18 protein-coding genes, 1 tRNA gene and 1 pseudogene are annotated in these 20,209 nt (G+C 70.3%); 10 read left to right on the top strand and 10 right to left on the bottom strand.

Annotated elements, in window-relative coordinates:
- Positions 1-209 precede the first annotated feature (209 nt).
- Positions 210-791: an HD domain-containing protein gene (locus SCWH03_RS25050; protein ID WP_043404341.1), complete on the bottom strand. Its 582-nt coding sequence runs from the start codon at positions 789-791 to the stop codon at positions 210-212.
- A 13-nt stretch (positions 792-804) separates the two neighbouring features.
- On the bottom strand, positions 805-1,920 hold the full coding sequence (locus tag SCWH03_RS25045) for a helix-turn-helix domain-containing protein (protein WP_173266647.1): 1,116 nt from the start codon (positions 1,918-1,920) through the stop codon (positions 805-807).
- 297 nt (positions 1,921-2,217) lie between these two features.
- On the opposite strand from SCWH03_RS25045, the gene SCWH03_RS25040 reads away from it, so the two are divergent.
- The 4 genes from SCWH03_RS25040 to SCWH03_RS25025 all read left to right on the top strand — a co-directional run bounded on the left by SCWH03_RS25040 (position 2,218) and on the right by SCWH03_RS25025 (position 5,362).
- Positions 2,218-2,631, top strand: coding sequence for an ATP-binding protein (locus tag SCWH03_RS25040; RefSeq protein WP_254077007.1), 414 nt, complete (start codon positions 2,218-2,220; stop codon positions 2,629-2,631).
- A 420-nt stretch (positions 2,632-3,051) separates the two neighbouring features.
- Positions 3,052-3,222, top strand: coding sequence for a hypothetical protein (locus SCWH03_RS25035; protein ID WP_216854796.1), 171 nt, complete (start codon positions 3,052-3,054; stop codon positions 3,220-3,222).
- Positions 3,219-4,190 (top strand): ATP-grasp ribosomal peptide maturase, encoded by a 972-nt coding sequence (gene tgmB / locus SCWH03_RS25030; RefSeq protein WP_254077006.1) that lies wholly within the window; start codon positions 3,219-3,221, stop codon positions 4,188-4,190. The genes SCWH03_RS25035 and tgmB overlap by 4 nt, the downstream gene beginning before the upstream one ends.
- A 2-nt stretch (positions 4,191-4,192) precedes the next feature.
- Positions 4,193-5,362, top strand: coding sequence for a methyltransferase domain-containing protein (locus tag SCWH03_RS25025; RefSeq protein ID WP_254077005.1), 1,170 nt, complete (start codon positions 4,193-4,195; stop codon positions 5,360-5,362).
- A 29-nt stretch (positions 5,363-5,391) separates the two neighbouring features.
- On the opposite strand, the pseudogene SCWH03_RS25020 reads toward SCWH03_RS25025, so the two are convergent.
- The 5 genes and pseudogenes from SCWH03_RS25020 to SCWH03_RS25000 form a co-directional block, all read right to left on the bottom strand.
- Positions 5,392-6,192, bottom strand: a pseudogene (locus tag SCWH03_RS25020) (IS5 family transposase); the annotation flags it as partial.
- Positions 6,193-6,279: 87 nt separating this feature from the next.
- Positions 6,280-6,726 carry a protein kinase domain-containing protein gene (locus SCWH03_RS25015; protein WP_173266645.1) on the bottom strand — a complete coding sequence of 149 codons (447 nt, stop codon included), beginning with the start codon at positions 6,724-6,726 and terminating at the stop codon, positions 6,280-6,282.
- Between the two features lie 350 nt (positions 6,727-7,076).
- A tRNA-Pro gene (locus SCWH03_RS25010) sits at positions 7,077-7,150 on the bottom strand.
- A 233-nt stretch (positions 7,151-7,383) separates the two neighbouring features.
- The gene (locus SCWH03_RS25005) at positions 7,384-8,325 is read right to left on the bottom strand and encodes a metallophosphoesterase (protein WP_173266643.1); all 942 of its coding nucleotides are present in this window, start codon (positions 8,323-8,325) and stop codon (positions 7,384-7,386) included.
- Entirely contained in the window at positions 8,208-9,578 is a 1,371-nt protein-coding gene (locus SCWH03_RS25000; protein ID WP_173266641.1) for a glycosyltransferase 87 family protein, read from the bottom strand. Before SCWH03_RS25000 ends, SCWH03_RS25005 begins: the two co-directional genes overlap by 118 nt.
- A 731-nt stretch (positions 9,579-10,309) precedes the next feature.
- On the opposite strand from SCWH03_RS25000, the gene SCWH03_RS24995 reads away from it, so the two are divergent.
- Positions 10,310-10,774 (top strand): GatB/YqeY domain-containing protein, encoded by a 465-nt coding sequence (locus SCWH03_RS24995; RefSeq protein ID WP_173266638.1) that lies wholly within the window; start codon positions 10,310-10,312, stop codon positions 10,772-10,774.
- A gap of 278 nt (positions 10,775-11,052) precedes the next feature.
- On the opposite strand, the gene SCWH03_RS24990 is transcribed toward SCWH03_RS24995, so the two are convergent.
- On the bottom strand, positions 11,053-13,296 hold the full coding sequence (locus SCWH03_RS24990) for a transglycosylase domain-containing protein (protein ID WP_173266636.1): 2,244 nt from the start codon (positions 13,294-13,296) through the stop codon (positions 11,053-11,055).
- Positions 13,297-13,730: 434 nt separating this feature from the next.
- Between SCWH03_RS24990 and SCWH03_RS24985 the strand changes: the two genes are divergently transcribed.
- Positions 13,731-14,075, top strand: coding sequence for a WhiB family transcriptional regulator (locus SCWH03_RS24985; RefSeq protein ID WP_173266669.1), 345 nt, complete (start codon positions 13,731-13,733; stop codon positions 14,073-14,075).
- A gap of 633 nt (positions 14,076-14,708) precedes the next feature.
- On the opposite strand, the gene bagB is transcribed toward SCWH03_RS24985, so the two are convergent.
- Together bagB and bagA are read right to left on the bottom strand one after the other, a co-directional pair.
- On the bottom strand, positions 14,709-16,043 hold the full coding sequence (bagB, locus tag SCWH03_RS24980) for an ATPase BagB (protein ID WP_173266634.1): 1,335 nt from the start codon (positions 16,041-16,043) through the stop codon (positions 14,709-14,711).
- Positions 16,044-16,155: 112 nt separating this feature from the next.
- Positions 16,156-17,148, bottom strand: coding sequence for an ATPase BagA (gene bagA, locus SCWH03_RS24975; RefSeq protein ID WP_173266632.1), 993 nt, complete (start codon positions 17,146-17,148; stop codon positions 16,156-16,158).
- 151 nt (positions 17,149-17,299) lie between these two features.
- On the opposite strand from bagA, the gene sp36 reads away from it, so the two are divergent.
- From sp36 to SCWH03_RS29700, 4 genes are all read left to right on the top strand, one after another.
- A complete protein-coding gene (gene sp36, locus SCWH03_RS24970; RefSeq protein WP_123954897.1) occupies positions 17,300-17,458 on the top strand; it encodes a Sp36 family protein in 159 nt (52 codons plus the stop codon).
- The gene (locus SCWH03_RS24965) at positions 17,455-17,925 is read left to right on the top strand and encodes a RidA family protein (RefSeq protein ID WP_173266630.1); all 471 of its coding nucleotides are present in this window, start codon (positions 17,455-17,457) and stop codon (positions 17,923-17,925) included. The genes sp36 and SCWH03_RS24965 overlap by 4 nt, the downstream gene beginning before the upstream one ends.
- A 382-nt stretch (positions 17,926-18,307) precedes the next feature.
- Complete coding sequence (locus SCWH03_RS24960) at positions 18,308-19,201, top strand: NUDIX hydrolase (RefSeq protein ID WP_173266628.1); 894 nt, start codon at positions 18,308-18,310, stop codon at positions 19,199-19,201.
- Positions 19,198-20,028, top strand: coding sequence for an MBL fold metallo-hydrolase (locus tag SCWH03_RS29700; protein ID WP_173266626.1), 831 nt, complete (start codon positions 19,198-19,200; stop codon positions 20,026-20,028). Before SCWH03_RS24960 ends, SCWH03_RS29700 begins: the two co-directional genes overlap by 4 nt.
- Positions 20,029-20,209: the final 181 nt, after the last annotated feature.

Below are 20,209 nucleotides of genomic sequence, written 5' to 3'. Positions count from 1 at the left end.
CGGCTCGACCAACCCCCACTCGCCATCCGAGAGATCACCACGCGCCATCCTCGACAACTACCAGAACCAGGCCGCCCGGCACCGGCGAATCCCCAAACCTATGATCCGAACCTGGAACAGGCCCTAGACGCAGCGGAGGGGACGCCAGCCTGGTGCGGTCTGGCAGCGTCTCGTGGGGCAGGGGGGTGCTCGCCGGTAGCGGGCGGGGGTCAGCGTTGCTTCTCCCCGAGGGCTGCGCGCAGCCAGTCCAGAGAACCGGTTGCCAGGACCGCGTCCGCGAGTTCGTTGGCCGATTTCGTGGTGAGTCGGCCGCGGCTGTTGTCGATCCAACGCTGGGCGTGCTCGTAGCCCTGGGCCTTGTACTCGACGCCCTGGATCATGCACTCCAGCTTGTCGGCGTCCCGGGCGCAGATGGCTTCCTGGGACTCCTTGGCCTCGTACTCGGCGACGAGTTCGCGCACCGCGGAGGCCAGGACCTCGGGCATGCCCGCGACCTGGTCGTCGGTGACCGCGCGCGGGTCCGCCTGAGGGGCGTACTTCTTGCCCAGGTGGTTCACGTCCCCGGTGCGGGTCTCCTGCGAGTCGTGCCACACCGCCAGGTAGGCGGCCCGCGCGGGATCGGCGCCTTCGAGTTTCGCAATGATCGTCGCGAGGAGAGCGGTGCGCCAGGAGTGCTCCGCGACTGACTCCGGATCGCGTACGCCGGCCATCCACCAGCCGGTGCGCTTGGTCTGCTTCAGCGTCCCCGCCTCATACAGAAATCGCGCTACCGCGGACAGGTCTTCAGCCACCGTCGGACTCCTCTCACGCCTCGGCGAGGCGGATCGCATACCGGATGCTCTCCAGCTCCCGGCGCCCGCGCGCCGAAAGCTCCCGGCTATCCAACATCACTGGCAGCCTGTCGCGCAGGACACGGTCGGCTGCGCCGGATCGCAGCAGGTTGGGCCGTACCCGGAGCAGGGACCACACCGAGTGGATGTTGAGGTCGACATAGCCGTGCTGCGGCGCGAGACCGTGAGCGAGGTGGGCGAGGAGTCTGTCACCCGGCCACGCCCCCGGGGTGCGGGCGGCAATGAAGTCGTCACTCAACTCCAGATGCGCGGTCTCGCCGATCCAGTACGCCCAGTAGTTCAGGTTCGCGGCCTCGCCGGCATCGTCGTCGATGAGGGCGGTGTCGATGAAGTGGCTCATCCGGTCCCGGTCTCCTTGCCGGGCCGAGACGGCGGCAACGGACCTGGAGTTGAGCCAACGCGTGAGCCAGTCGCCGGGGCGTTCGGTGGCCTGCTGGTGGGCGAGCCACTCCGACGTGTCGGCTTGGTCGTCGTACCCGGAGAGGTAGAGGGCCTGGCGGCGGAGCAGAAACTGGTCCTCCCCCCGGGCCTGCTCCGCGGTTCGCCGCATCCGCGTGAAGAACAGTGCCCGGTCGGCAGCCGACAGCTCTGGCCCGGCCGGCGCGGGTCCTCGGCGCTTGCGGGGCGGATCGGGCAGGTCGCGGACGGGCTGTGGAGGTCCGTGGTTGAGGGGCCACGCGAGGACCTCGACGAGGTCGCGCTGCATCACCCAGGCCCCGAGCGGGCTTTCCTCGACTTCGGTCTCGTTGTCGAGGGCCTCGGCGAGGAGGACGTCCGCCTCCAGGGCGCGGTCCAGGGCTTGCAGGAGCGCGGGGGCAGTGCCCATCTGCATCAGCCGGTGACGGTGCACGAGCATCTGCCCGACCGGCACGGCGGTCAGGGGGCGGCGGCCGGACTCCCACCCCGCGATCGTGTCCGCGGACACCCGCAGCTGCTCAGCCGCTTCCTCCTGGGTGCGTCCCTGCTGCTCTCGGATGATCCGGAAGAGGTAGCCGGCGATGACGCCCACGCGTGGGCGTCCAGATGATCCCTGACTGCCGGTCAGGGTTAGTCGCGAACTCGATCGCATGAACAGCCCCTTTTCCCGGTGTTCGCAGCAAACCACTTGTACTCGCAGTCACTTCAAGTAGTGATCACGGTTCTCTACCGTCGTATGCATCACCGAACGAGCCTAGTAGGGCGGCTGTCACGGTGGGCTTCGTTACCGAGGCTCCCGAGCCAACCGCCGTAGGCGACAACGTCGAAGGGCTGCTGCTTACCTCGGCCACGAGGTCGGCCCGTACGGCAGGCGTGCGTCCTTCGCACACAGCCCTGACGCGGTGGTTGGGCTACACACGGAACGCGAGCACCCCCGAGGGACGCGACGATGACCATGACGGCTGCAACGGCGGGACCACAGCGCTACCAGGAGCGGTACGCGGCGAGGCTGGAAGCCGCCGCTCAGGCGCGTCGGGACATAACCCTGGTGCTGGAGACCTGGGGCCTGCCTCAGCTGGTGGACGTCGCCGAGCAGGTCGTCACGGAGCTGGTGGCCAACGCGGTGGAGCACACCGACGCCGCCACGGTCGGTGCCTCGATCACACGGACAGGCACGGAGTCCGCGCGGATCGTCGTGACCGACACGTCCCGCACCAGACCCACACCTGGCGCGCCGTCCCCGGACGATGAGCACGGCCGCGGACTACTCCTCGTCGAAGCTCTGGCCCACGACTGGGGCAGCGATCCGGTGCACGGCGGGAAACGCGTCTGGGCAGAGCTGCGCGCGGACGGCACGTGGTGACCGCTCCTCCCACGGCCATCTTGACGCACGTCGAACGGCTCACTTCGCGGCAGCAGATGGCCATGGACTGTGCGCGCTGCGCCCGCCGGTTGGGGATGGCCGGCCAGGTGTGGGGCGAAGTGCGCCACCGGGGCCTGCTGTTCCGGCTCTGGATCTGCGCGCCCGAATGCCCACCGTCCCTTGTCGGCGGCGTTACATGAGCCGCCGCCCGGCGCCGGAACCCGATGCCCGGCGCCGGGCGGTGCAAAACCCGCTCTGCGTCTGCATGACCGGCTTCCCGACTGGAGTAGAGCGGCCTCGCCAGACCCTCGGCCGTGCCCTCGCGCGCGGGCGAGACAGAGAACAGTCCGAGCACCAGCAACCACAAGGAGACACTCATGTCCACGGCAACGCTCGTCCCGTTCGCGCACCCCGTACACCGTGACCCTGGAGGCGGGATCGTTCGCGTACGCCCCGGCCCGGCAGGTCAACGTCCTGACCGACGGCTCCGGCGCCCTGTGGAGCCGCTCCACCTCGCTGGCTGGGAGCTGCACGAACACCAACTGGGACAGCAAGAACGACGACACGTCCGACCCGTACCTGATGCGGTGACACAGCACCTGTCCGGCGGCCCTGTGCTGGTCGTCACCAAGGAACTGGACCCCGCGGCGGACCTGGTGGTCGACGAGCTGACGACCCGGCGTGTGCCGGTGATGCGGTTCGACATGGGGGACTTCCCCCTGTCCATGTCCCTGTCCGCCGAGCACACTGCAGCACCCTGGACGGGGGTCCTGGCTGACGAGTACCGCTCCGTGCGGCTGGAGGAGGTGACGGCCGTCTACTACAGGCGGCCCCGCCTTCCCTCCGTCTCCGAGCGGATGGAGGAGCCCCACCGCACGTGGGCCAACGAGCAGGCGCTGGCCGGACTGCTCGGCACGCTGTACGCGCTGCCGGTGACGTGGGTCAACCGGCCCGACGTGGACGGAATTGCCTCCCACAAGCCCGGTCAGCTCCCCGTCGCGGCGGCGCACGGGCTCCGCACGCCTCGCTCGCTGATCACCACGGACCAGGAAGTGGCCCGGAAGTTCTGCTGTCAGGTGGACGGTCCAGTGATCTGCAAGCCGCTCATGGGCGGCCCGCTGGAGTACCCGGACGGCCACCGCACCGGGGTACCGACCCATGTGGTCGACCCCGACACGATCGACGACTCCGTGTCCCTGACAGCGCACCTGTTCCAGGAATGGGTTCCCAAGACCCACGAGGTGCGGCTGACTGTCGTGGGCAAGGAGATGTTCGCGGCCGAGATCCACGCGGGCAGCGACGCTGCTCGGGTGGACTGGCGCAGCGACTACGACGCCCTCACCTACGACGTGTGCCAAGTACCGGACGACGTACGGGCGGGCGTGCTGAGCTGGCTGGAGCACTTCCGTCTCAACTTTGGCGCGTTCGACTTCGGCGTCACCCCTGCCGGGGACTGGGTGATGTTCGAGTGCAACCCGTCCGGAGAGTGGTCCTGGATCCAGAACAAGACGGGCCTGCCCATCGCCACGCACATCGCTGATCTACTCGCCGGGGGATAACCATGACGACACACACCGAAAAACGTGCCACGCAGTTGCGCATGGCGCTGGCCGATGTCCTGGAGGCCAACGGGCAACTGTCCGACCCGGCATGGCGGAAGGTGTTCGAGGCCGTTCCCCGCCATCCGTTCGTGCCGGAGTTCTGGACCCTGGTCGGCGGCGAGCAGCGGCACTTGACCTCCGCCGACCCCGACTGGCTGGACCTGGTGTACTCGGATGACGCGCTGGCCACACAGCTCACCGACGGTGTGGCCACATCGTCGTCAACAGCGCCCGGCCTCATGCTCGTCATGCTCCAGGCCCTCGACGTCGCTGATGGTCACCGCGTGCTGGAGATCGCGACCGGCACCGGCTACAACGCGGCGCTCCTGTCCGAACGGCTTGGAAGTCACCAGGTGGTTACGGCCGAGGTCGACCCGGTGCTGGCGCGGCTGGCGGGAGCGCGGCTGCGGCGCTGCGGATACACCCCGCTGGTGCAGGCCGGGGACGGCCGTGACGGCTACCCGGCCAGGGCCCCGTACGACCGGCTGATCGCCACCTGTGGCTTCACCACGATCCCGGTGGCCTGGCTGGAGCAGGTGCGGCCCGCCGGCCTCATCGTGTGCCCTGTCGGCTGGGGGACCGTGTGCCTGGTCGTCGCCGACGATGGCCGCGCCGAGGGCCGGTTCCTGCCCGTCGGTTCCTACTTCATGGCCGTACGCGACGCCGGTGCCACCGGCGCCCCGGCTCACCCAGGCAGGCCGAGCGCGACGAGCGGTCGACTCACCGGCCTGGACCTGGCCGAGGTCGCCGGGGACGATGCGTTCCGTTTTGTGCTCTCGCTGGTCACACCGGACACGGCTTTCGCTTCGGAGTGCGATGGCGACGGCCGGGTGACGGCAGTGGAGTTGTGGGGTGCTGACGGCGCGTGGGCGCGCGCCGAGGACGGTGGTGTACGGCAGGCCGGGCCGCGTCTGCTGTGGGACGCGGTAGAGGCGGCACACGAGCTGTACGTCGAGAATGACCGGCCTGGCCGGGAGCGCTTCGGAGTGACCGTGACCGCCGAGGAGCAGCGCACCTGGCTCGACGTCCCCAGCCGTCCCGTACCGGTTGCCCGTGCCGTGGCCCGGGGTGGGAGTAGGTCCTCGGAGAGCCCAAACTGCCGTACATGGGCGGCGGCGGTGCGCTCGTAATCACGCACCAGGCGACGGCAGTTCACCAGCCAGGCGAACGTGCGCTCGACAACCCAACGTCTCGGGATCACCACGAAGCCGGCTCTGTCGTCGCCGCGGCGGGACACCCCGACCTTCATGCCGAGGGCGTGCAGGGCCCAATCCACCAGGGCGCCCGCATAGCCGCTGTCGGCCCACACCAGACGCACCCGCGTGAAAAGGGAACGCACCCGTTCCAGGAGGGCCACACCCGCGTCGCGGTCCTGCAGGTCCGCGGCGGTGACCATCACCACCAGCAGCAGACCCAGACAGTCCACGGCGATGTGACGCTTGGAACCCGACACCTTCTTCGCCCCGTCGTACCCGCGCCGCTCCCCGGTCAGGGTGGAGGCGCCGCGCAGGGACTGGGAATCGACGATCGCCGCACTCGGCTCGGGATCGTCCCGCCCTTCCACGATGCGTACCTGCTCCCGCAGCCTCTCGTGCAGCACGTCCAGGAGCTCGTCCGTGTGCCAGCGATGCTGGAATGCGCAGACGGCCGACCAGGGCGGGAAGTCGGACGGCATCGCCCTCCACTTGATGCCGTTGTCGACGAAGTACCGCACCGCATCGATCATTTCGCGGTGGCAGAAACCCTCCGGGTTGCCCCCGCGGCCACACAGCCAGCCCGGCACAGGCATCACCCGCCGGACGATCTGCCATTCCTCGTCCGTCAGATCGGTCGCGTAGACGCGGGCCCGCAGCGGCCGGTCACCGGCATTGCCGTACAAGTGAGCGAGACAGTCACACTCCGCGGCGAACCGCAGGTCGGGCAACGGACGATCGGACAGGACGACGGTAGCGTTCTGCATGACGGGGCTTTGTTCCTCGCGTGGCTGGCTTAGACAACCGACACGCTATGAACAGGGCCCCGTCCCCATGCCCACTCCCGGACTCCGTCACCTGATCCAGGACACCGTACGGGACGTCATCGAACGCCCGACGGTTGAGAAACAACTAGTGAGGTCTCGGTGCTCGATCTCCAGGCCGTGGGCGTAGGACAGGGCTCCGATCAAGGGCCTGCCGATCTGGTCGAAGAACGCCGCCCAGCTCATGGGCCGACGTGCTGCGAGATCGTCCTTCAAGCTGCGGTCGACCCACTCCAGCGCGATGAAGTAGCGGCCGAGGTCGCCGTCCCACCCTGAGTCGAGCATCCGCACGATGTTGGGGTGCTCCAGCTGCTTCAGCGACTGCGTCTCCCGCCCCAGGAACGTCTCCAGGACCGCGTTGTCTTCCTCCTGCCGCAGCAGTTTGATCGCCGCAAAAGCCCCGTCAGGATTGGACATGTCGAAGGCCCTACGGACCTCGGACAGCCCGCCGGTTCGCAGCTCGTCTCCCAAAAACATGAAACGACCATTGATCACTTTTTTGGCTGCCACGCACACCCCTCGTACAGCGGCCACGGGCGCTGCTCGCCCCCCAGGCCATCCTGCCAGCTCAGGTCACGGGCAGTCAGTGGTCAGGCACGCGAAGCTGAGCGGCCCTCGGGCTGTACAGGCATAGGGGCTCTCTGGCTGTGGGAAGCGAGGAGGATACGGCCAGCAGTCAGCGATGGGGTCAAACAGCACGCACGGAGACTCGCGGCTGGGAGCGGGATTCTGAACTCGGCTCCCAAACGGCTCCCAAAACGACCCCAGAAACCACTCAGGGACCCGACCCGCTAAGCGGATCAGGCCCCTGACCTGGTGATTCACTGTCGGGGTGGCGGGATTTGAACCCACGACCTCTTCGTCCCGAACGAAGCGCGCTGCCAAGCTGCGCCACACCCCGATGCCGCCGCTCTCGCGGCGACGACGTTTACTTTAGCCCACGGGCGGCCGGAGACGAAATCCGGTTTTCCGGGTCCCTCACCTGGTGCGGAGCGGCGAGAGTGGCTGCGGTCGCCGGCCTGAGAAGGGACGGGAGTGGGGCGGGGAAGGGACGGGACAGGACGGGAGTCGGACGGGAGAAGGCTGGAGGGGATGGTGAGAGGGCGGGGGTCCAGCGGCTTCGGGCGTCCGTCCTCAGTCCCGCGCCACCAGGGTCAGCAGTGTGGCCTCCGGGGGGCAGGCGAAGCGGACCGGGGTGTACCGGTTGGTGCCGCAGCCGGCGGAGACGTGCAGGTAGGAGACGAGCCCGTCGGACCTGTGGGTGGACAGGCCCTTCACCCGGTCGGTGTCGATGTCGCAGTTGGTGACCAGGGCTCCGTAGAAGGGGATGCACAGCTGGCCGCCGTGGGTGTGGCCCGCGAGGATCAGGGGGTAGCCCTCGGCGGTGAAGGCGTCGAGGGAGCGCAGATAGGGGGCGTGGACGACCGCCATCGAGAAGTCCGCCGTCCGGTCGGGGCCGCCGGCGACCTGCTCGTAGCGGTCACGCTTGATGTGCGGATCGTCGAGTCCGGTGAAGGCGATCTCGAGGCCGCCGTCGAGCTTCAGGCGGCCGCGCGTGTTGCTCAGCCCGATCCAGCCGGCCGCGTCGAAGGCGTCCCGGAGCCCCTCCCATGGGTTGTGTACGACGCCCACCGCGGGGGCGTTGCCGTTGAGCCCGTGGCGGCCCTGGGCCTTCTCGATCAGATAGCGGGCCGGGTTGCGCAGCTTCGGGCCGTAGTAGTCGTTCGAGCCGAAGACGTACACACCCGGGTACTCCATCAGGGGCCCCAGGGCGTCGAGCACCTCGGGCACGCCGTCGGGGTCCGACAGGTTGTCGCCGGTGTTGACGACGAGGTCGGGACGCAGCCCCGCCAGGGACTGCAGCCAGGCCCGCTTCTTGCGCTGTCCGCACACCATGTGGATGTCGGAGACCTGCAGTACCCGCAGCGGGCGCATCCCGTCCGGCAGTACCGGAACCGTCACCCGGCGGAGCCGGAAGGAGCGGGCTTCGAACCCGGCCGCGTAGGCGATGCCGGCTGCTCCGAGAGCCATGACACCGGCACCGATGGTGAGGGGGAGGCCGTAGCGTGCGCGCATAGGCCCATCGTCGCAGACGGCCCGCTCTGCGCATACGGCCCGCTCTGCGCATACGGCCCGCCCCGGTCCGCCCCCGGCTCCCCGAGCGGGAGGAGCAGGAGGAGGAACAGCGCCATCCACACATAGGCGTTGGCGCCCAGGAACCCGGGTGCGCCGCCGTCGTTCCAGCGCCACAGCCAGACCATGCTGCTGCACAGAACGGCGTAGCTCACCAGCGCCCAGGTCAGCAGCCGGCGGCGGCGCCGTCCGCCCGGATCCGCACGCAGTCCCTTGTCGGCGAGTACGGCGAGGGCCGGGATGAGCCACACGAGGTGGTGCACCCAGGTGACCGGGCTCACCAGGCAGGCGGCGGCACCCGTCAGGGCGAAGCCCGCGAGTTCGTCGCCGGCGGCGACGGCCTGGCGTGCCCGCCGCGCCCACAGCCACAGCAGGAGCACCACGCCGACCGCCCACACGGCGCGGCTGGGCTCGGCGAACGGTTCGGTGAGCCGGGCCAGCATGCCCTGCCAGGACTGGTTGGAGACATAGGCGAGCGAACCGACCCGGTCGGTGTTCCACATCGCCTCGGTCCAGAATGTGCGCGACGCGGTCGGCGCCGCCCACGCCGCGAGCAGGGTCGCACCGCTCGCGGTGCCGATGGCGACTCCGGCCGCCCGCCACCTGCGGGTGATCAGCAGGTAGCAGATGAAGATCGCCGGGGTGAGTTTGATCGCGGCGGCGAGACCGATGCCGAGACCGGCCAGCCGCCCGAGGGAGGGGAAGCGTGCGCGGCCGGCGGTCAGCAGCCGGCAGTCGGCGAGGACCAGCGCCAGGAGCAGCAGATTGACCTGGCCGAAGCTCACGGTGTCCCGGACGGGCTCCAGCAGGGCGAGCATGCAGGCGGCCGCGGTGTATGCGAACCACCGGTGGCGGCTCTCCCGCCGGATCACCGAGTCGAGGCAGACGTGGAGGATGACCGCGGCGGCCGCGACGTTCATGAGCTGGCTTACCGCCAGTGCGCTGTGCCAGTCGACGAGGGTCATGGGCAGCATGCACAGCGCCGCGAAGGGCGGATAGGTGAAGCCGTAGTGCGTTCCGGGCCTGAGGTAGTCGTAGATCGGATCGCCGCCGGTCCAGTGCTCGACCGCTCCGTAGTAGACGTGCAGGTCGAACCAGTTCCGGTGGAACGGCACCGTCGTGAGGAAGAAGACCACCGCCGCCGCCATGCCGAGACCGGCCAGGACGCGGCCGCGTGTCGTGGCGGGTACCCGCACGCTGTGCCGCGCAGCGGACGGTGCGGGTCCGCTGCGGTGCCGCGGCACCGCGGAGGAGGACCTCCGGGGGAGGGAATCATCGAACGGGAAGGCCTCGGAGGGGGTACCTCCGGAATCGGTGCCTCCGGCAGTGGTGCCATCGGCCGGGGAACCCTGTCTTCCGCTCGTGCCGTCAGCCTGTATGCGCACCACAGCCTCTGTACCCCCAGTGTGCTCCGCCGACCTTCTGCCAACTGCGATCGACAGCTGATTATGGTCGGGCGCCAGTCCGCTCGGCATCACCGCGGCAGTGAGGACTCCGCTCGGGGGAGCGGCCGCGAGCCGTGGTCGGACCGCTCGGACGCATGGAGCCGGGAAAGAACCGGGCCGTGGGCGGCACCGAGCCCCTGGGGCCCGCCGCGGCGATCAGGAACACGTTCCACGAGACGTACCCACGCCCGAGCGCGCGGCCCGGGAGCGGCTGCCGCGGCCGGACTGAGTGCGCTCCGCGGACACCTGCCCGTGCAGTCGGCGGCGCCTTCGGAACACGACGAGTACGGGAACCCCGGCCGCCCGGCGGCCGGGCGACCGCTCACCGGGCGCAGCGGATCCGGAGGAGGGAACCGTGGCCCGGCCGGGACGACAGCCGGACCGCGAGTGCCGTCCCGGCCGGGCGGCCCGGCGCGGAGCGCTCGGCGCGTGCCGGGGAAATGCGGGGGCATACCGGGACGAGCGCCTGCCACAATCGACGTATGACCACGCTCAAGTCCCAGCTGCAGGAAGATCTCACCGAGGCGATCAAGGCACGTGACGAGCTGCGCTCCTCGACGCTCCGGCTGACCCTCTCCGCGATCACCAGGGCGGAGGTCGCGGGCAGGGAAGCGCGTGAACTCTCCGACGACGAGGTCCGGAAGGTGATCGCCAAGGAGGCGAAGAAGCGCCGTGAGGCGGCAGAGGCCTTCGCCCAGGGCGGTCGTGCCGGGCAGGCGGACCGCGAGAGGGCGGAGGGCGCGCTCCTCGACGCCTATCTTCCCCGCCAGCTGACGGACGACGAGCTGAACGGCATCGTGGCCCAGGCCGTCGAGGAGGCCAGGGCGGCGGGTGCCGAGGGTTCCCGGGCGATGGGAGCGGTCATGAAGATCGTCAACCCAAGGGTGGCGGGCCGCGCCGAGGGTGGCCGGGTGGCCGCGGTGGTCAGGAGGCTGCTCGCCGACTGACGCGGCCGGCCCCGAGCCGCGCACGGTACCCGCGGGCACACCCGCGCGGCACCCGGATGGCCGCCGCAACCATGCACCCGCGCGGTACCCGGGTGCTCCCCGCGCTCCCCGGACTCCTGGACTCCCCGCCCGGCGAAGCGAGGATCCCCCGGCGCCGTCCGCGCCGGGGGATCCTCGTCGATTCGCTTGTCGGCCCCTGCCGCCCCTGCCGCCCCTGTCGCCGCGCCCGACCGCCCGCCGATCGGCCGGCGCCGTCGTACTCGCGGTGGGTGCCGCAGTCAGTCCCGCTGCCAGCCTCCGCTGCCTCCGGCGTCCTGGCCGCGGGTGATGTTGCCGCCGATGAAGTCCGGCGGGAGCGAGATGTCGGGGAACGGGTCCCGGCCTCCGTTCCTGCCGGGCTTGTCGTCGGTGCCGCCCCCGCCGTCCCGGCGCCTCTCCTCCTCGTCCTCGCCCTGCGGAGCGTCGGGCACATGGACCGTGCTGAAGGCCGGGTTCTCCTTGCCCTGCAGAGCCCCCGCCATCGCGTCCTTCCAGATCGGGCCCGGGACCTGGCCGCCGAAGACCTTCCCGTGGTAGCGCCCGCCGATCCGGATGTCGAACATCTTCACCTTCTGGGAGGCGCTGCCGACCCAGACAGCACCGGACAGGTTCGGGGTGTAGCCGACGAACCACGCGTTCTTGCGCTCGTCCGTCGTCCCCGTCTTGCCCGCGTTGTCGCGGTCCGTCAGTCCGGCCTCCTGGCCCGTCCCGGAGTCGACCACGCCGCGCAGCAGCGTGTTGATGGTGTCCGCGGTGCGCTCCGACATCACCTTGCCGCACTCGGTCTGGGGCACCCTGAGGCTCTTGCCGTCGGCGGTCGTGATCGACTCGATCGCCGTCGGCGTGCAGTGCGTGCCGCGGTTCGCGAACGTCGCGTACGCGTTGGCCATCGTCAGCGGCGAGATACCGGTCGAGCCGAGCGTCAGCGGCGCGGGGCTGGCCGGGAGCTTCTCCCCGTTGCCCTGCACCACGCCGAGGCGGTCGGTCATCTCCACGACGGGGCAGAGTCCGATGTCTCCTATCATCTGCACGAAGTACGTGTTGACGGACAGCTCCATCGCCTCGCGGAGCGCGTAGGGGCCGACTTCCTTCTCGTTCTCGTTCTCCACCGTGTCGCCGCCGCGGTTGCGCCAGGGCCGGTCGGAGCAGCTCGCGATCGAGTCCGGGTACGGCATCTTGTACGGCGCCGGGTACGACTGCGTCGGCGGACGGCCCTGCTCCAGTGCCGCGGCTGCCACGAACGGCTTGAAGGTCGAACCGACCGGGAAGCCGAAGTTGGAGCCGCCCATGCCGGCGTTGACCGAGTAGTTGATCTGGGTCTCGTTGTCGCCGAAGCCGTACGGCTTGGACTGGCCCATGGCGACGATCCTGCCCGTCCCGGGCTCCACCAGCGTGATCGCCGCCGCGACCTTGTCGTCCTGGTAGACGTGGTTCCCCAGCGACTTCTGTGCGGACTTCTGCGCCTGCGGGTCCAGGGTCGTCCGGATCGTCAGGCCGCCCTGGTTCCAGACCTTGGCCCGCTCCTCCCGGGTCTTGCCGAAGACCGGGTCCGTGAGGAAGACCTCGCGCACGTAGTCGCAGAAGAAGCCGGCTCCGTCGACGGCGGTGATGCAGCCGTTCTTGGGTCTGCTGACCTTCAGCTCGACCGGTGTCTCCTTGGCCGTGTCGGCCTCGGACTGGGAGATGTCGCCGACGTCGGCCATCCGCTGCAGCACGGTGTTGCGCCGCTTGGTCGCCTCCTCGCCGTCGTTGACGGGGTCGTAGCGGCTCGGCGACTGGACGATACCGGCGAGCAGCGCGGCCTCCTCCAGCTTCAGGTCCTTCGCCGACTTCGAGAAGTACCGCTTGGACGCCGCCTCGACGCCGTAGGCCTGCTGACCGAAGAAGGTGATGTTCAGATAGTTCTCGAGGATCTTCTTCTTCCCCAGTTCCTCCTCGACCTGGATCGCGAACTTGAGCTCGCGGACCTTGCGGCCGATGGTCTGCTGGGTGGCCTGGGCGACCTTGTCCGGGTCGTCCCCCGCCTCCTCGACGAACACGTTCTTCACATACTGCTGGGTGAGGGTCGACGCGCCCTGGGTGACGCCGCCTTCCTGCGCGTTGCGGTTGAGCGCGCGCAGTACGCCCTTGAGATCGATCGCCCCGTGCTCGTAGAAGCGCGCGTCCTCGATGGCCACGATCGCCTTCTGCATATACGGCGAGATGTCCTTGAGCTTGACCACCGTACGGTCACGTGAGTAGACGGTGGCGATCTGCCCCCCGTCGGCGTCGAGGATCGTCGTGCGCTGGCTCAGCGGCGGGGTCTTGAGATTAGCGGGGATCTCGTCGAACCCCTCGACCGTGCCCTTGGCGGCCAGCCCCAGCGCGCCGGCGGCCGGCAGGGCGAGGCCCGCCAGCACGGTTCCTGCGAGCACACTGACTCCGAGGAACTTGGCGGCCTGCTGGGTCCCGGTCAGGCCACCGCCCGCTCGCTTCTTCGACATGGGGGCAGCCTACGTTCTCATTCTCCGGACACGCGTATAGGCCTTGGCTTAGGCTGTTCACAGCCGTCACAGCAGTGCGGTTGCGTATCAAGGCAGCGCGTGTTCCCCGATCCTCTCCGCGCCGATCTCCCCTCGCCCTCGCCCCTCACCCTCCTCCCTTCAGCGGGTCCACTCAGCGGGCCCACTCCGCTGCTTCGCCCGGCGGCCGCTTCGGCTTCCGCTTACTCATCCTATGTACCGGATTCCTTACCTATGCCCTCAGCTCACTCCCCCGGGTGATCTGCCGCTTACGCATAGTCCGTTCGGGCCATTCAAGATTGGGCCCGACGGGGGTGTTGCGCTGTGCCCACCTTCCGTAACGTCCTCAACTGGCAGCGGTGAATATGCCGCTGCCGCCGTGGGGGAGCCTCGATTCGGGAGAGGACGGCGCCGGCATGGGCTGGGTAACCGACTGGAGTGCGCAGGCAGCTTGCCGCACTACCGATCCGGATGAACTGTTCGTACAAGGAGCGGCGCAGAACAGGGCCAAGGCGGTGTGCACCGGATGTCCGGTGCGGACCGAGTGCCTGGCCGACGCGCTGGACAATCGTGTCGAGTTCGGTGTGTGGGGTGGTATGACCGAACGGGAGAGGCGCGCACTGCTGCGCAGGCGGCCCACCGTCACATCCTGGCGTCGCCTGCTGGAAACCGCGCGCACGGAATACGAGCGGAGCGTGGGCATTCTGCCGGGGGGCCTCGAGGACGACGAGACCTACGAGACCTTCGCGGCCGCGGGCTGAGCCGGCGGCCGATGCGGCCGGAGTGCACCACTGCGGGTGCCCGATGCGGCCGGGGGTCGGTCAGGCCGCCAGTGCCTTCGGCTGCTCCAAGGGCCACGCGATCTCATCGGGCGGTGAGTTCCGCCCGATGGTGAGTTCCGTCCGGCGGTCGCTTCCGTCGAGTCGATGCCTTCCGTCGGACGTGGGGAGTTCTCTCGGGCTGGTGAGCTGTGCGGGGCCGTGTTCCCTGGCCCCGGAGAGTGTCACGCCGATCTGATGGGCCGGTGCGCTGCACGGCAGCAGTCCTCGGCGGCCGGGGCGGCACCAGACCCGAAGGCACCGGGTGGGACAGCGCTGTCCGCCGTGGCCGGGCTGCCATCGGTGCCCGCCGACTCCGGACGGTCCACGCGTCGCGTGTCCGGAGTCCGGTGGGTGTCTCACGGAGGATCTCGGCCTCCGGAGTCTGCCGGAGTCGGCTTGCCGCCGATCGGGCCCTGCCGGTGCCGCGTGGCCGGAGTCATCCGCGTCCGAGCGTGAGCCCGAGTCCCAGCCCGAGTGCGTGCGGCATGAGCATGGCCTCCGCCATGCGGTCGCACGCACCGGGCTCTGCGGGCCCCGGCCCTGCGGTCGCGACGGAGCCACCTTCCCCCGCGCCTATGAGCCGGTCCCGGCCTGGGGGCCGCCGTTCGCCAGCCTCTCGCCTATGGCGCGCAGGCCGGCGAGGTCGTGCACATCGCCGGGCAGAGCAGCCACTTCGGCCACCGCTACCTCGGGGTGGAGCGCCGTGAAACGGTCACGGGTGCGTTGCTCTCGGGACAGCACCCGCATTCGTTCTGCGTGCAGGCGCAGCAGACCGGCGGTCAGTTGTGAGGTCGGGGGTGCCGAAGGCCGACCGGACCCGGGCTCGGATGCGGGCTCGTGCTGTGGTTCGTGTGCGTCATCGGAATCCGGCTCCACGGCGGAAGGAGTGGGAGAGGTCCCCGCGGAGCCGCGATCAGCAGCCTTCCCGGTCTCCTGATCCACAATGCGGTCCTCGTGAAGATTTTCTGCGGCGGCGAGCGCCCGCTCGGCGGAGAGCCGCGCGGCACCGCTGCCGTGGACGCGGTTGAGTACCAGTCCGGCCAGCGGCATCTCCTCCGCCGCCAGGCGCTCCACGAAGTACGCTGCTTCGCGCAGCGCGTCCCGCTCCGGGGCGGCGACCACCAGGAACGCCGTTCCGGGCGCCTGCAGCAGTCGGTAGGTGGCATCGGCGCGAGTGCGGAACCCGCCGAACATCGTGTCCATCGCGGCCACAAAGGTCTGCACGTCACGCAGAAACTGACCGCCCAGGAGCTTCCCCAGTGTGCCGGTCATCATCGACATACCGACGTTGAGGAACTTCATCCCGGCGCGTCCGCCCACCTTGGCGGGGGCCATCAGCAGCCTGATGAACTTGCCGTCGAGAAAGGAGCCCAGCCGCTTCGGGGCGTCCAGGAAGTCCAGCGCGGACCGCGACGGGGGGGTGTCCACGACGATGAGGTCCCACTCGTCACGCGCCCGCAACTGCCCCAGCTTCTCCATGGCCATGTACTCCTGTGTGCCCGCGAAACCGGCCGACAGGGACTGGTAGAAGGGGTTGTCCAGGATCGCGCGGGCCCGCGACGGGTCCGCGTGCGCCTCGACGATCTCGTCGAAGGTGCGCTTCATATCGAGCATCATGGCGTGCAGCTCGCCGGTGCCCTCGATGCCGTCCACCCGGCGCGGGGTGTTGTCCAGCAGGTCGATCCCCATCGACTGGGCCAGCCGACGGGCGGGGTCGATGGTGAGCACGACCGCTCGCCGGCCGCGCTCCGCAGCCCGTACCCCGAGGGCGGCTGCGGTCGTCGTCTTGCCCACCCCGCCGGCGCCGCAGCACACGACGATACGGACCCCCGGGTCGTCGAGCAGGGCGTCGATCTCGAGCAGCGGCGTGTCCTGCAGTGTGCCGCCGTACGTCAGCGACGATGTCATCCGATCACCCCAGCTACTCCGGCTACTCCGGCTGCTCCGGCTGCTCCGGCTGCTCCGGCCGGTCGGCCCGGTCGGCCCGGTCGGGGAACTTCGGTCGCTCGGGTGGCTTCGGTCACCGTGCAGTTCCCCAGTCATCGGCTCCGCCGATCACTCCGAGCTTGCGCAGTTCGGTCGCCAACTGGTAGAGCCCGGCCAGGTCGACCCCTTCGCTCAGCAGGGGGAGCTCGTACGCCGTCAGCCCCAGCGCCTCCAGAGCGGCACGCTGCTCTCGCTCCAGCTCGACGCGCTGGGCGTGCTCGGCGGCCTGCTCCAGCAGCGGCCCGACCAGTTCGGCAGCGCCACTCACTCCCGCCCCGCCCAGCGACCTGGCGATCTCCTGCCGACGGGCGGCGGTCCCGGCGCTCCGCACCGCCTCCTCGTCGAGGACGTGCGGGCGCACCATGTTCACGATCACGGCGCCGGTGGGGAGGTCCGCGGCGCGTAGCTCGGCAATGCCGTCCGCGGTCTCCTGGACGGGCATCTCCTCCAGCAGCGTCACCAGATGGACGGCGGTCTCCGCGGACTTGAGAACACGCATCACCGCCTGGGCCTGATGGTGTATGGGGCCGATCTTGGCGAGACCCGCGACCTCGTCGTTGACGTTCAGGAAGCGGGTGATACGGCCGGTCGGAGGGGCGTCCATGACGACATGGTCGTAGACGTACCGGCCCTGCTTGTCCCGGCGGCGCACGGCCTCGCAGGCCTTGCCGGTCAGCAGGACGTCCCGTACGCCCGGCGCGATGGTCGTGGCGAAGTCGATCGCGCCGAGCTTCTTCAGGGCCCGGCCCGCCGACCCCAGTTTGTAGAACATCTGGAGGTAGTCGAGCAGGGCCCGCTCGGCGTCGATGGCCAGCGCGTACACCTCGCCGCCGCCGGGAGCCACGGCGATCTTGCGTTCCGCATAGGGCAGCGCCTCCGTCTCGAATAGCTGCGCGATTCCTTGCCTGCCCTCGACCTCGACGAGGAGGGTGCGCTTCCCCTCGGTCGCGAGGGCGAGCGAGAGGGCTGCGGCGACCGTCGTCTTGCCGGTCCCGCCCTTGCCGCTGACGACCTGGAGCCTGCTCACGTCCTGGAGCCTAACCAGTCGGCCCGCGGGCTAAGCGACCCCGGGTCGCCTTGGCCGGGACGCCCCGGCCGGGGTGGGCGCGTCCGGCGTCGCGCGTGCCGACCGAACCTGTGTCACCGGGCCGCCCGCCGGTGCGGCTACAGTCGGCTCCATGACCAAGTGGGAATACGCGACTGTGCCCCTTCTCGTGCACGCGACCAAGCAGATCCTGGACACCTGGGGCGAGGACGGCTGGGAGCTCGTCCAGGTCGTCCCCGGGCCGAACAACCCCGAGCAGCTCGTGGCCTACCTCAAGCGGGCGAAGTCATGAGCGGCACCGTCGAGGCCAAGCTCACCGAACTCGGGCTGACGCTGCCGGCCGTCGTGCCCCCGCTGGCGGCCTATCAGCCGGCCGTCCAGTCGGGCCCGTACGTCTACACCTCGGGACAGCTCCCGATGGTGGAGGGGAAACTTCCGGTGACCGGCAAGGTCGGTGCGGAGGTGACCCCCGAGGAGGCCAGGGAACTGGCCGCCACGTGCGCGCTGAACGCGCTGGCCGCCGTGAAGTCCATCGCGGGTGACCTGGACCGGATCGCCCGGGTCGTGAAGGTGGTCGGCTTTGTCGCCTCCGCCTCCGACTTCACGGGTCAGCCCGGCGTCGTCAACGGGGCGAGTGAGCTGCTCGGCGCGGTCCTCGGCGATAAGGGCGTGCACGCACGCAGCGCTGTCGGTGTCGCCGTGCTGCCGCTGGACGCGCCCGTCGAGGTCGAGATCCAGGTGGAGCTCGTCGGGGGCTGAGCCGTCGCGAGGCCGGAGGGCCCCGTCAAAGGGGCGCCGGCCTCCCCGCGGGAGCCCTTGGGCCCGAGAATCCCTGGGTTCCAGAGTCCCGGTTCGGGGGCGGCGAAGGCGGCGGCTCTCGCGATGGTCCCGGGGCCGGCTGCCAGGGTGGGCCGGGATGGTCCCCGGGGCCGGCAGCCGGTATGGCCGCCGGTATGGCCGCCGGACGGGGTCTTCTCCGACCGGTCGCCGGACTCGCAGCTCTCGCGAGGTCATCGGCCTGGACACGGCCGCCGGTTCCCCGGTACCCGCTTTGCGCACCCCGGCTCCTACGCGCCCGCCCACGCGCCTGCCGGACCGGGCACCCCTCGAACATCGGCGCGTGAGCGCATACCATCCGGCCATGTCCAATGGTCAGTGGTACCCACCGGAATGGCCCGACCGGATCCGGGCGCTCGCCGCGGGCGAGCTCACCGCCGTCACCCCGCGCCGGGCGGCGACCGTGATGCTGCTCAAGGACACCTCCGAGGGCGTACGCGTCCATATGCTGCGCCGTCGTGCCTCCATGGCCTTTGCCGGGGGCGCGTACGTCTATCCGGGCGGCGGGGTGGACGAGCGCGACGCACGGCCTGTGCGCTGGGCGGGACCCTCCCTCTCCGAATGGGTGCTGCGCCTCGGTGTCGAGGACGAGGCGTCCGCGCAGGCCGTCGTCTGCGCTGCGGTTCGGGAGACATACGAGGAGGCCGGCGTGCTGCTGGCCGGCGAGACCGGTGACTCCGTCGTCGAGGACACCACCGGCGCCGCGTGGGAGGCCGACCGCGCGGCGCTCGTCGACCGGAAGCTGCCCTTCGCCGAGTTCCTGGACCGCAGGGGCCTGGTGCTGCGGTCCGACCTGCTGGGGGCGTGGGCCCGGTGGATCACTCCGGAGTTCGAGCCGCGCCGTTTCGACACCTGGTTCTTCGTCGCCTCGCTGCCGAAAGGCCAGCGGACCAGGAACGCCTCGACCGAGGCCGACCGCACGGTGTGGATCCGCCCGGCGGACGCCGCGGCCGGGTACGACAGGGGCGAGTTGCTGATGATGCCGCCGACGGTCGCCACGCTGCGGGTACTGGGGCGGTTCGCCGGCACCGCGGACGCGCTCGCGGCGGCGGCCGGGCAGGACCTCGCACCGATCCTGGCTCAGGCGCGCTGGGAGGAGGGGGGAGTGGTACTCAGCTGGCCGGGCCACGAGGAGTTCACCAAGCACATTCCCGTGGGCGGAACCGATCCGGCCGGGGCGATGGGAGGCGCGCGATGACCCATGCGTCCCTGCTGCCGGGGCAGCCGCGCGACGCGGTCGTGTCCGGTCCCGCCACCGCCCGCGCGATCAACGTCCTGGCGCCCAATCCGTCCGCGATGACACTGGACGGCACCAACACCTGGATCGTGGCCGAGCCGGACTCGGACCTGGCCGTCGTCATCGACCCGGGGCCGCTCGACCAGGTCCATCTGCAAAACGTCGTGGCGACGGCCGAGCGCGCGGGCAAGCGGATCGCTCTGACCCTGCTCACCCACGGGCATCCGGACCACGCAGGGGGAGCCGTTCGGTTCGCCGAGCTGACCGGCACGAAGGTGCGGGCCCTCGACCCCGCACTTCGGCTCGGCGACGAGGGGCTGGCCGCGGGGGACGTGATCCGTACCGGCGGTCTGGAGCTGAGGGTCGTACCGGCGCCCGGGCACACGGCGGACTCGCTGTGCTTCCATCTGCCGGCCGACGGGGCCGTGCTGACCGGCGACACCGTTCTCGGCCGGGGTACCACGGTCGTCGCGCATCCGGACGGCCGCCTCGGTGACTATCTTGACTCGCTGCGCCGGCTGCGCTCGCTGACCGTGGACGACGGCGTGCGCACGGTGCTTCCCGGGCACGGCCCGGTCCTGGAGGACGCCCAGGGCGCGGTGGAGTACTACCTGGCCCATCGCGCGAGCCGGCTCGCCCAGATCGAGACGGCCGTGGAGAGCGGCCACCGCTCGGCGGCCGACGTGGTCGCACACGTGTACGCCGACGTCGACCGTTCGCTGTGGCCCGCGGCGGAGCTCTCGGTGCGGGCACAGCTCGAGTACCTGCAAGAGCACGGTCTCCTCTAGTGCCGCCTCAGGAAGGTCCCGGCGCCTGACGGCCCGGGCACCTGACGGGCGGGGCCCGTCCTTCCTGTGGCCGTCCTGCCTCCGACCAGCCTGACTGCGGCCGTCCTGACTGCGGCCGTGCGGCCACGCGGCGGAGCGCCTGCGGCCCGACCGCGCCCCGGCCAGCAGGGGCGCGGGCGCG

Source organism: Streptomyces pacificus, from assembly GCF_011766325.1.
GTDB lineage: Bacteria > Actinomycetota > Actinomycetes > Streptomycetales > Streptomycetaceae > Streptomyces > Streptomyces pacificus.
The sequence above is the reverse complement of the archived record's forward strand: the minus strand, read 5'-3'. Positions and strand labels throughout refer to the sequence as shown.